This window comes from Paenibacillus sp. N3/727 (assembly GCF_022637315.1).
In the GTDB taxonomy this organism is placed as follows: Bacteria; Bacillota; Bacilli; order Paenibacillales; family Paenibacillaceae; genus Paenibacillus_AQ; species Paenibacillus_AQ uliginis.
Window position 1 is genome coordinate 227655 of the sequence record NZ_CP093336.1, and the last position, 12536, is coordinate 240190.

A 12536-nucleotide genomic window follows, 5' to 3' on the forward strand; every position below is an offset into this window, starting at 1 on the left:
AGTATGTTGGGGCACAATCACCCAGTAGGATTTAATCTATCCCTACAATAAGCGGCACAACTTGTCCGGCGTGGACATCAATCAGGCCCAGGTCAGTCAGCTTCAGCGCCGGGCTAACCGGCAAGGAATGCGTGCACAGCGACATAATCGGATTATAGTGCTCGTAGCCGAGAGATTCCATTGCCTCGCGAAGCTGCTTTACAGCTTGACCGAACTCCTCGAATGGTTCCTCTGACAAGATGCCTCCAACAGGTAGCGGGATGTGAGCGAGTACTTTGCCATCTTTTACGACACAGAAGCCGCCCTGATCAGCAATTACCGTATTGGATGCAAGCGCCATATCTTCTGGCGAGTGTCCAACGACTAGCAGATTATGATTGTCATGAGAATAGGTCGTTGCAATCGCTCCGTGCTTGATCGTGTTCCCTGTAATAAGCCCGTAAGCACGATTGCCGTTTTTGCCATACCGTTCAAAGGTGGCAATTAAGCCATACGGACTGTCCTGCCAGTTTAGAACGCCGTTCTCTACACGTACCTGCTCATGTAGTTCATTCGTGTTTGTCGTTCCGTTTATGACTTCCATGACACGGCAGGTATGTTCGCCATCCACTGCCTCTACAGCAACGCGGAAGTCATCTCCTGTAAGTGCAGCAAGCTGCACACTCTTGTAGAAATGCGGCGGAAATTGACGCTCACCGCGCTCTTGTTCATAAGCGGCCCCGGCTTCATAGGCTAGGCGACCATGCTTAAATACCGCCTCAATCTGAAATTGTTCGATATCGCTAAGCAGAACGAAGTCCGCGATCTTATTCGGCGCAATCGCACCACGGTCGTAGAGACGCATCCGTCTCGCTGGTGTATAGGTTGCCGCATAGATCGCACGCTCCGGTGTCATGCCCATCGAAATCGCCTTTTTAACAAGATGATTCAAATGCCCGTTCTGCACAAATGTGTCCGCCATTACGTCGTCTGTTATGAAGCAGAATAACTCCGCAACGTCTTCATGAATGAGCACATTCATAATATCCGGCGTCATCGACTTCTCTTGAATTTCGAGGAACATGCCGTTTGCCAGCCGATCGCGCATACTGTCCACGGCCTGCTCCGTATGGTCTGAATCGACACCTGCGAACATGAAGCGCGCCAGTTCCAGATCGACCAGCTTCTTCGGTGTGTGTCCTTCAATAACGAGTTGTGGATAATTTGTTCGAACATGATTCAAAATGCGATTCGTTTTGCATTCCGGATCACGCAGCACATCAACCGAGTTCATTATTTCGCCTAAGCAGATAACCCGTTCGTCCTGCAGCAGCTCATCAATATCGACAAGATCGATTTCACCGCCTGTAGTCTCAAGCGGCGTTGCGGGAACAGAGCTCGGAATGGCATATAAGATGTCCGCAGTGCAGCCTTCGCTGGCGTGAATCATTTCCTTGACGCCTTCCACGCCAAATACATTGGCCATCTCATGGGGTTCGGATACAATGGTCGTCACCCCATTCTTGATCAGTCCGTGTGAGAACGTTTTTGGCGTTACCATCGTGCTTTCGATATGAAGATGAATATCGACAAGCCCTGGAATCATATATTTTCCAGCTCCATCGATGACTTTAGCCGCCTCGAAAGTCTCTGTTCCACGGGCACCGATGTAGAGGAATCGCCCGTTTTTAATCGCTGCATTACCTGTGATGAATCGTTTTAAATATACGTTATATACGTTGACGTTTGTTACCAACAAATCTATCTTCATCGCACTTCACTCCTCGTTGTCCTTCGTTGGTCTCCTAAGAGGTTGTTCAAAAATCCGCGCTGGAACGTATTCCTACTTCGAGCTTCTCACCAGGACAACCTTTTCTTTCGGCAATACCAGTTTCACAGCAGTGCCGTGTTCAAATGGCGTCTCCATTTCCCGGTTCACCGTGAATTCCCCAAGCGCCGTGTCCACAACATATTGATATCTTTGACCGAGGAACGTGCTAATTTTGACTTGTCCGGCAATGAGGTTTCGACCTGCTGCGATATCCTCTGCAGTCAAGCTGCCGATCCCTGCTGTACATTCGCTATCTGTTGCTACCATAAGGTCGTCCGGACGAATCGCACCTTTCATGGAATCCGTCAGCGGATATCCAGAGCGGTGGATAACTTGCAATTGCGTGCCTTGCGCGCCTTGGAGCGTAATAACGCCGCCGTCATCATGCATTTCGCCAATATCAATAAAGTTGTTGAAGCCAATAAACCGGGCAACAAACTCGGTTGCAGGGAACTTGTAGATGTTCGCAGGAGCGTCTAATTGCTCGATTACGCCTTTGTTCATAATGGCGACCTTGTCTGAAATCGAGAAGCACTCCTCCTGGTCGTGGGACACATATACACTCGTAATGCCAAGCTGCTTCTGAATACGGCGAATTTCAACCCGCATATTAACTCGCAAGTTCGCATCCAAATTGCTGAGTGGTTCGTCGAACAGCAGCAGATCCGGCTGAATGACGAGTGAGCGGGCAATCGCGACACGCTGACGCTGACCGCCTGACAATTCACCAGGGAATCGCTTCTCGAATCCTTTTAAATCGACAACCTCAAGCATCTCATGCACACGCTTAGCGATGGCTGACTTGTCCACCTTACGCAGCTTCAATCCATAAGCAACATTATCGAACACATTCATGTGCGGGAAGAGCGCATAGCTCTGGAATACAAACCCGAAGTTGCGCTTGTTGACCGGAACCCGCGTGTAGTCCTTCCCTTGGAAAAGGAATTTGCCGTCCTTCGCTTCCAGAAATCCGGCGATAAGACGAAGTGTTGTTGTCTTGCCGCAGCCAGAAGGCCCGAGCAGAGAGATCAGTTCTCCTTCGTTCAGGCTCAAGTTAAAGTCTTTAAGAATCAGGTTCTTCTCATAAGCAACCGATATATTTTGAAGGGATAGCAATTCCATTATCGTTGGCCTCCGATGTATGCTAGTTATTTTTCGTAAAGTAGGAGAGTCCCATTAAGCGTTCAATCGAGAACATAAGCAATGCCGTTATCATCATAAGCAGCACGGAAATCGCTGCGATCGTTGGATCGAAATAGTTCTCAACATAGGTAAGCATTTGAATCGGCAGCGTACTTACCCCTGGACCCGTCATAAACACGGATATATCCACATTGTTGAACGATTCCAGGAACGCGAGCAGCACACCAGCGATGAGACCCGAGCGAATATTCGGCAGCACGACCGTAAAGAATGTCTTCAATCGACTAGCACCTAAGCTCATAGATGCCTCTTCCACCGAATAATCGAAGTTTGATAAACTCGACCCAATAACCCGAATAATGAAAGGCATCATGAGCACGATATGTCCGATGAGCAAGCTGGTATATACGGGCAGCTGGAATCGAACGACTAAATATTTGAGCATCGTAAATCCAAGCACGACACCGGGAATTAGGATCGGTGATATAAAGATCGAGTTGAGTAGTCCCTTGCCCTTGAATTGATAGCGACTTAACGCATAAGCAGCAGGGACGCCGAGCAGCAGCGCAATCAGATTACCGACAAGCGCTACGATAATCGTAACTTTGAACGTGGTTAAAAACATATCAACTTCAAAAATATTCTGGTACCACTTCAGCGAAAAGCCTTCCGGTGGGAACTTCAGAACTGAGCCTTCCCCGAAAGATGTCGCCATAATGATAATAAGCGGCCCTAGCAAAAAGATATACGCCAATATCGTAAATACGGCAAGTCCGTGATGTTGTTGTTTCATAAGAAGTTAACCCCCGTTATCCCTTCGGATTCAATTTGCGAGCGAGTTGATTCATGAGCCCGATAATGATAAAGGTGACGACAATCATAACGGTCGCAATAATCGATGCCATATCCCAATCATTAAGCGTCATTGCATTCTGATATAGGAACGTTGCGACTACACGCTGCTTGCCACCCAACAATTGCGGTGTTGTATATGCCGTCAGACTGCCTACGAATACGAGGATACTGCCGACGATTAGTCCCGGTACACATAGCGGCACAATCACTGTCATGAATCCTTTCATTCGGGATGCACCGAGGCTGGATGAAGCGTTCAACAAGTCGCGATCAATGTTCTCCATAACGCCTACGAGCGAAATGATCATGAGCGGCAAGAACAGATGAATCAGACCGATCATCATCGAAGTCGGGGTGTACAATATTTTCATTGGCTCATCAATAAGTCCTATACTGGTCAGCAGCTGATTTACGAGTCCATTCTTGCCGAGAATGACCATCCAGCTAAAGGAACGCACGATGGCGCTCGTCATGAGCGGGAAAATAGCCAAGGCCAGCAAGATTCCTTTCGTGCGTGCCTTCTGCTTCGAAATATAATAGGCGACCGGAAATCCGATCAAAATGCAGGCAATCGTGGTGATGGCACTGACCTGCAATGTTGTTCCTAATATTTTTAGCATGAACGGATCGCTGAGCAGCTTGATATAACCTTCGATTGTAAACTGGCCTTCACGGAAGAAGGTGGATCCAATCGTCATAAAGATGGGGATGACCATGAACACAGTCAAAAACAATAGTCCTGGCAGCAGTAGCCATACGAATGGTTTTTTCATCGGTTACGTCTCCTGTTTCTCATGGTGTCTAAGCTTGCAGTATGGAGATAAAGCGTTCCATGAACGTGTCTCCATCTACTTCTACACAAACATTTACATTCGGCTCTTGGCCGAGGCGATGTTGCACGTCACAGACGGTCTGCCCGTCGCACAGATCGCTTCTTGTCTCGACATCAACATAATACCGGCATGTCTTCATGATGCTATCGTCTATAGCCACGTAAGCCGCAAGCGGATCATGCATGGCGCACGCCTCAACTCCGTTGCGCATGCGGTAGCGATCCATATACTGTTCGGTGCAGGTACGAACGAAGCTGCCGAGCGGCGTGTTATCGAGCTTCTGTAAATGCTCCGGCCGCAGCAGCGCCTGACGTGTGACATCCAGTCCAACTAGCGTCAGATCGAAACCAGCGTGAAGTACAATCTTGGCTGCTTCCGGATCAACGTATATGTTGTATTCCGCCACAGGTGTTACATTGCCGTATGTCTGCAAGGCGCCTCCCATTACGATGACACGCTTGACGAGCTGTGGCAGCTCGGGGCAAGCACGAAGCGCGATTGCCAGATTCGTAAGCGGTGCGGTCATAATGAGCGTCAGTTCACCAGGGCGCTTCTTCGCTTGTTCGATGATGAACTGAGCTGCATGCTTCTGATCGGGTTCAAGCTCAGGCGGCAACATATCGGAGAGCGCACCGCCCAACCCGTCGTTGCCATGCACCGCATGCTCAAAGAACGTCGGGCGCATCAAGGGCTCGTTCGCACCCGGGACGATGGGAACCGTCCAGGTGGATACGCCGCTTGGGCAAGAATTAGCCTCCGTGTCATAAACGATTTCGCTTCCCCCAGTATCTGAACCCCGGCCGTTTCTATCCAATTGCTGCAGCATGTGCAACACTTTCCGGGTATTTAACGTCGCCTGCGCGAGCGAGACGTTGCCATTAACCGTCGTCACGCCTACAAGCTCCAGTTGTTTGCATTTCCATACAAGCGCCAGTGCCAATGCATCATCCACGCCCGTATCGACATCTATAATAACGGGCTTTCGCTGTACAGGAGCGGTATCTGTAAGCATCATGTCAACCTCCTGCCTGTTGGTGAGAATAAAAAGGGAGGGTGCGATAAACGACAGCCCTCCTCCTTTAGATAAAGTTCAAATAAAATCTTGTTCGAACTTTCATTATTCTGGACTTTACTCGATTTCACGGTTCCAGCGGTCAATCCAACCGCTCATTTGCTTGTTTACCTGGTTCAAATCAAGGGTCTTCAAGTTCTCAACGACATCTGCGCCATAAGTAAGACCTTCAGCTTCTTCAGCTGTCAATTTCGCTTCTTTGTTAGTTGGGGAGTCGATACGATCTTTAGCGTTCGCCTCTTGCACTTCTTGGCTCAAATGCCAGTTGATGAATTTTTCCGCCAATTCTTTGTTTTTCGAACCTTTGACGATGTTGACTGTATTCATAAGAGCATAAGCGCCTTCTTTAGGTGTAATATATTGCGCGGATGGCAATGCTTCCTTCAAGCTGCCGAAGAACGTATCTTGAATCGGAGCAGCTACGATTTCGCCTTGCGCAAACATGTTCACGAGATCCGCGGATTTGGAATAGTATTTGACAACACCCGGATTGATTTCTTTGATCGCTTTAAAAGCCGCTTCGGTATCCAAATCCTGGCCGCCTCCGACTTTCGCTGCGAAATCCATCATCATCGGGCCTGTCGTAATTGTAATGTTCGGAAGCGCGATTTTATTCTTGAATTCAGCCTTCCACAAGTCACTCCATGATTCTACCGGCGTCTTCACGTCATCGCTGTTCACGGCCAGACCGAACTGGGCGACGGTATGCGCTGGGCCATAGTCCTCTCCGGTCGGAGCCTTCGCAATATCATACAGCTTCTCGATGTTCGGAATGTTCTTCCGATCGATCTTCTCGAGCAAGCCTTCCTCAGCCGCTTGCAGCGCATAGTAGTCGGACAAGTAGAGGATGTCTACCTTCGAGCTGCCTTGGCGAATTTTGTTCAAGCGATCGGTGTTATTCCCGATCTCGGTGACGATTTTAACGTTATATTGTTTCTCGAACGGCTCGTACAAATTTTTCTTTAGTTGATCTTCCGCAAAGCCCCATGTCGAGATGACCAGTTCTGTCGGTGCTTCTTTGCCGCCTTCAGCTGCTTTGTCTCCGCCGGAGCAAGCGGTCAGCAATGTTCCCATCGATAGTACGAGTGCAAGTGTTAACTTTAATTTTTTCATAAAAATAGTTCCCCCTGTTGTAAGTCTAAGTTGAAACATTTTACAATCGAATCGTTCTCCTTAATTCTGAAGAAGCTCTACGCTTGTAATAACCTCTCTAAATTTACTTTGTCACGATAAAAAGAACTCAGGGAGATTTCCCGAGTTCTGGCGTGGAAAAAGTAGGTATTCCCTTCTTGCGCTGTCCGTGTATGGGTGTAACAAGTTCTCATCCTGCATTGCATTCGGATGATGGACAGGCAAAGCGTGCAAAACAAATCCCTGATGGATTCATGAGGAAATTCTTCTTCTTCGTAGCCAGATCATTTACGGTGATCTGTAGAAACTCTCGGGCCAATTCCCGGGATTATACGAAAAATACGGTGTATTAGGTTATCTACACACACATTGTATAAGCATTACGCGTGATTGTCAACGTAAAATCCGAACATTTAATCATTTATATTTATTTATGTTCGTGTTTTACAGGAGGAAACCGCTCCGTATTTAAGGAGTGGTTGTTACCAGAATCAAAATAATAAATATTGATTATGTGAATAAGGACAGCGATAGAGTTTGTTTCTGAATTAGGAGTTATGGACTGTTTTTTTGTGATACCTATTTCCTATATTTGACTGTATAATCGATAAGGATGTATTCAACGTAAAACATATAAAAAATAGTCGAAGCAAGGTGGTTCTAATCTATGAAATTATCATTCTACAGATTGCAAAAATTACTTCTTTTGCCTGCAGTCATGATTCTCCTTTCAATGTTGTCTATCACTAAAGCCCATGCAGCCGATGTTCAGCAGCTTACGGAACAAAGAACGAAACAGGACATACTGGATAAGTGGCAGCAATATAAACCAATGGACACGGGGTCGTCCTATATGGCGCCTGAACGTATTTATTTGGAGCAGCCGAGTGTGAAAGCCCCCTACACAGAAGGGAAAGTTAAGCCAGAGTACATTGAAGACGGCATTAGAGCCGTAAACTTTGTTAGATATTTATCAGGCTTACCCGACGACGTTACAGCGGATGAATCGCTTGCAAAGCAGCAGCAGGCCGCCGCGCTCATCAATGGTCTGAATCAGAGGTTGAGTCACTCCCCATCCATGCCCTCAGGTATGGAATCCTCCTTGTTTACGCTAGGAAGTGGGGGAGCTAAGACTAGTAATTTATATTACGGAAGCAGAACCTTTTATGCCAATGTTCTTGGCTATATGTCGGACAGTGACAAGACGAATATCGACCGTGTAGGACACCGTAGATGGATTATGAATCCGCAGATGAAGAAGACTATGTTTGGTATGGTACACGCGGAAAACAACGTCCCTTATGCATCGATGTACGCCATGAATAAAGACCGTTCAGCTTCAGAAGTCCAGTATGATTATATTTCTTGGCCTTCGGCGGGTTATTTTCCGCAGGAAGTATTTGATGAAGCCGACGCTTGGTCGGTGTCCCTTAATCCCGAAAAGTATGATAGGAACAGAATAGAAAATATCAAGGTGAAGATGACTAGGGTCAGGGACGGGAAAGAATGGTCGTTTGATGGAAATGACAGAGATCCTTCGGGCAAATACTTTAACGTACAGACAAGCTATTACGGCATCCCGTTTGCGATTATTTTTAGACCCGATCAGATTGGTCAATTCACTCAAGATGATGTTTTCAACATTCAGATTACAGGTTTGTATGGAGTTGGAGGCAATGAGGCTCAGGTCGAATTTAAAACGGTGTTTTTTAAAATGATGCCTGGCTTATTGCCTCGTTACGATATTGAGATTCAAAAGGGTGAGACGCTTCAAATGGGGCTTTCTGAGGGGCTTCAGACGAATGGCAACACGTTCAAAAGCGGAGACAGCAATATCGTTACGATCGATATGAACGGACAAGTCAAAGCAGTCGCCAAGGGAACGACATGGATTTCTGTGAACGATTATTGGGATTTGAACAGCAAAGTACACATTACCGTGACGGGTGGGCAAGCGTTGGAAAAGGTCAGTAATTGGGCTCTTGCAGATTACAAAAAGGCAAAAGGCAACGGCATTATTGGCTGGCCGTTCGATCACTCTTATCAACAACCGATAACACGGGTTCAGTTTACTGAAATGTCAGTACATATGATTGAAACCATGCTTGGCCGCAATTTATATTTTGACGTTGCTGAAGTAAAGTCTCCTTTTAAGGATGTGGACGAATGGACAGTGACATGGGCAAGCCAAAGCGGTATTATTAATGGCACATCTGCACAATCCTTCTCGCCAAATTCGACGATTACAAGAGAACAGGCCGCTGCGCTTATTCTCAATTTATATTTGAAAACGCATGAATTGAAAGGTGAACAAGCGTCAGTAGGCTCAGTAGGAAACTCATTATTTATGGATGACAGTAAAATCTCGTCATGGGCGAAGAGTCAGGTGTACCAAGCGATAGACTTGTCATTAATGAAAGGTACGGGGAAGAATCAATTTAATCCCAAAGGTGAACTTACATACGAGCAGACATATGTGTTATTGCAAAATTGCTTTGAGAAATTGATGAAATAATGAGAATTCATAAGAATGATAAACAAGTAGTCTTTTTTACACAACAAACCCACCGGAAAACTAAAACTACCGGTGGGTTTGTTGTTGCCTTATTGAGAGCGTGGCTTGGCCGCTGGACGCTTGCGCCAAAACAGCTGCAGAGCAAGCTTGGCGCACCATAATGCAAACGCTAGAAACAGCAGTGCCCATATCAACGCGGGTACAATGGTTACGTTCGCTAAGTTCGCAGCATCGCCAGCCCGGCTCGGCTGACGGATGGCATACAACAGGAGCGAAAACGGGCCCATGACGGATTCCTCCAGCGAGAGGAAGGCGAGCAGTAGAAAGTACGCGTTGCGGATACGTGTTCCAAGGAAATAGAATACCAAAGTGATCACGACAAATATGCTGAGCCACCACACACCGTAGCCGTTGCGTACGAATAGAAGGGTCATGAGCACGGCAATCCCCGAGATCACCAACAGCCCTTCTCCTTGCTTCCGCTTGGTATAACCATAGAACATTAGAACGGAAAACAGAGAAGCGGAAATGTAGCCGGAAAGGGATACCGCAATCGTTCTCCATCCGGAAGCAAGGACGGAATAGGTCGTACCGCTATGATCTGGATTTAACTCAATACTGAGCACACGTCCTGACAGTAATAGTGTAGCGACCGCGTGTCCCAGCTCATGAATCATGGTGTCCATAATGCGGAACCAGGAGGAGAATGGTATAAACCGGGTCAGCACGGCTGCGCCGACAAGATACAGAATTGTTTTTAGCCATTTGTTCATGGATAAAATTCCTTTCATGCCATGGCTCCATATGGTGAGCAACAGAAGCCTTGATTTTTAATGCGTACGCCTGTAAACAGGGAAAAGCTGTTTGGTAGTGAGCAGCAGACAGCACACCTTTTCCTGTGATAGAATGGAACATATGTTCCTTAATTGATTGTGTACTGTTTTGTTTCTACTATGTAGTATAGATGCCGGATAACAACTTGTAAAAGAGCGGCTTTATGGATGGACGGGAATGGTATAATTGGTGGAGTGATGGAGGTACAAATCAATGGAACATTTCAGGAAAAAAGATGAAATTAACATAGATAACGTCCGGCATACCATCGTGCGTAACAACGACATCCGGTTTGCTGAATTTGAGCTGGGTGGGGATGAGAGGGATACTCCGATTCCGGCGAGAAAACCGAGTACGGTTGAAGGTCGGCAGAACGGAAATCTCGGTGGTTTGCAGGAAGGTCGTGCAGGAGCCGAGCTTTCGTTGGCTGATCTAAACTTCTGGGATGAAATAGATTTAGATGGACGGGCCTCCATTTCACCGGATGCCTCCAATGAACGGAACATAGCCTTACGGGAGAAGGGACTCCACTCTGCCCTTTCTTCGCAGGAGGCATCAAATCAGGAGGAGTTATCTCCTTCGGGTGAGAATGATCGTTTGCATATGGCAGATATTCCGCTGCAATCAATCACCGTCTCTGCAGTCACACAGGCATCCCCACCCTCGGCAGGAATCCTTTCAAGTGAGGGTGTCCGCTATTACTCACGAGAACAGCAATTTGTAATACGAGCCCGCGAGCTGGCATGGCATGTAGAGCTGGAGCATCCTTTTGTACCCTTTAAAAGCTATTGGCCTACGTACGATAATATGTCATCCGCTCAGTATAAGTGGTACTTCTATTGGCGGGAAGAGGTGCGGTCGGGCCGTTATCCGGATACTGACTTATCTTATTTGTTTTTATATATGTATGAGCTGATTAACGGGATCGGCTGGAGCAACCCCGCTCAGGGCTGGCAGCTGCTTGATAGTGTTTGGAATGCGTATCGGCAGCGATTTCCTAAGCTAGATTCTTATGCGAAGGAATGGTTATTTGATTTTTCGTTAATTCATGAGCTGGATATGCCGGTAATGGAAACCTACAATCGTATTCCGCGCAGCTTGTCCAGTGAACTAAAGGAGCTGGAGTGGTTGCGCAGATTTACCGCCCAGCCGCTTACGCTGAACTGGGATTTGCTCAATGACCTGATGGACTATGAACCGAACAAGAGCCGATTTTACCAGGAAGGCGGACGTAAGGACATGAAGACTTACGGCCCTAAAGTGGTCGCTCTTGTGGATGCCTACCTTGGAAAAACAAAAGGCCAGCGTCTCATTGACATATTTAAGCCCCGCGAGCGGATGCAAGAAAGATATATATTCCGCAGCGCTGTATATGATTATGATATTTATGGCCGTACGGCTTCGGTTATGACACTGCCAATCAGTGGACATGCTCCTCTTCGTCATTACATTACGAACCTGATTCGGATGATGGAGAATAAGCTGCGGGAGCTACGCGGATTTAAGGGAAGACTGCGTGGAATCGAGGTGGATCCTGAAATTGAGAAGCTGGTGGCACGCTTTTTGAAAAAGGAGATTCATCCAGCAGAGAATGATTCGACAGGGAAAATGGCACACCCGGAGGTGCAGATTGACCGTGCGAAGTTGTGGCGAATCCAGCAGGAATCGGACGATGTCCGCGATATGCTGCTGGTGGATGGGCCAGAGAATTCAGAACCTATTCCAGGAACTACGTCGAGAAAAGAGTCTTACACTCGGAATGTTCCGATTCAGATGGATATATTTGAAATGGACAGGGTTGCAGATGATTCGGTCTTGGAGCCACCAACGATGATGTCGGTGAATGAGAAGAAGGGGTTGTTTACGGAGGAAGCACTGGTTGTGGATATTGAGTCTGTAGACCATCTCGCGTGCATTGGAAATAAAGACGCGGAGGAACAGGCATCTGCTCCAGTTAGCGATCATTTAGCTTTGCAACAGAGTACGGCTAATGAACCGTCGACAACAATAGCAATCACACAGAGTACGGCTAATAAACCATTAGCAGCGACAGCGACTCTACCCGATGTATCCATAAACTGGGACACAAAGAATCTGGATAGTGAATGGCGCGAGCTGGCTGAACAGTTGACACCAGCACATCTGGAAGCACTGTACGCTCTGAAGGTCGGCTCTGATCTGGCTATGCTTCAAGCGGCAGCTGAACGGGCCGGTTCGATGCCTGCACTGCTCATAGATGAAATTAATGATACCGCGATGGAAACGATCGGCGATCTGCTGATCGACGGGGAAACCCTCGTGGATGAATATATAGCGATGCTTGATCAATTAACGAGGTGATCA

General features: G+C 47.2%; 9 protein-coding genes and 1 riboswitch. Of the genes, 2 read left to right on the forward strand and 7 right to left on the reverse strand.

Features of this window, described 5'->3' with window-relative positions:
- Positions 1-31: 31 nt before the first annotated feature.
- The 6 genes from MNQ98_RS01170 to MNQ98_RS01195 all read right to left on the reverse strand — a co-directional run bounded on the left by MNQ98_RS01170 (position 32) and on the right by MNQ98_RS01195 (position 6826).
- Complete coding sequence (locus tag MNQ98_RS01170; protein WP_241931527.1) at positions 32-1750, reverse strand: adenine deaminase; 1719 nt, start codon at positions 1748-1750, stop codon at positions 32-34.
- A 72-nt stretch (positions 1751-1822) separates the two neighbouring features.
- The gene (locus MNQ98_RS01175; RefSeq protein WP_241931528.1) at positions 1823-2932 is read right to left on the reverse strand and encodes an ABC transporter ATP-binding protein; all 1110 of its coding nucleotides are present in this window, start codon (positions 2930-2932) and stop codon (positions 1823-1825) included.
- 22 nt (positions 2933-2954) lie between these two features.
- Positions 2955-3746, reverse strand: a complete 792-nt coding sequence (locus MNQ98_RS01180; RefSeq protein WP_241931529.1) for an ABC transporter permease — start codon at positions 3744-3746, stop codon at positions 2955-2957.
- 16 nt (positions 3747-3762) lie between these two features.
- Positions 3763-4581, reverse strand: coding sequence for an ABC transporter permease (locus tag MNQ98_RS01185; protein WP_241931530.1), 819 nt, complete (start codon positions 4579-4581; stop codon positions 3763-3765).
- Positions 4582-4609: 28 nt separating this feature from the next.
- On the reverse strand, positions 4610-5656 hold the full coding sequence (locus tag MNQ98_RS01190) for a nucleoside hydrolase (protein ID WP_241931531.1): 1047 nt from the start codon (positions 5654-5656) through the stop codon (positions 4610-4612).
- Between the two features lie 114 nt (positions 5657-5770).
- Positions 5771-6826, reverse strand: coding sequence for an ABC transporter substrate-binding protein (locus MNQ98_RS01195; protein ID WP_241931532.1), 1056 nt, complete (start codon positions 6824-6826; stop codon positions 5771-5773).
- Positions 6827-7100: 274 nt separating this feature from the next.
- Positions 7101-7200, reverse strand: a riboswitch (purine riboswitch).
- 311 nt (positions 7201-7511) lie between these two features.
- On the opposite strand from MNQ98_RS01195, the gene MNQ98_RS01200 reads away from it, so the two are divergent.
- On the forward strand, positions 7512-9359 hold the full coding sequence (locus MNQ98_RS01200) for an S-layer homology domain-containing protein (protein ID WP_241931533.1): 1848 nt from the start codon (positions 7512-7514) through the stop codon (positions 9357-9359).
- Between the two features lie 89 nt (positions 9360-9448).
- Here MNQ98_RS01200 and MNQ98_RS01205 read toward each other — a convergent pair whose 3' ends face one another.
- A complete protein-coding gene (locus MNQ98_RS01205) occupies positions 9449-10132 on the reverse strand; it encodes a M50 family metallopeptidase (RefSeq protein ID WP_241933812.1) in 684 nt (227 codons plus the stop codon).
- 274 nt (positions 10133-10406) lie between these two features.
- On the opposite strand from MNQ98_RS01205, the gene MNQ98_RS01210 reads away from it, so the two are divergent.
- Positions 10407-12533 carry a TerB N-terminal domain-containing protein gene (locus MNQ98_RS01210; RefSeq protein WP_241931534.1) on the forward strand — a complete coding sequence of 709 codons (2127 nt, stop codon included), beginning with the start codon at positions 10407-10409 and terminating at the stop codon, positions 12531-12533.
- The last annotated feature ends 3 nt before the right edge of the window (positions 12534-12536 follow it).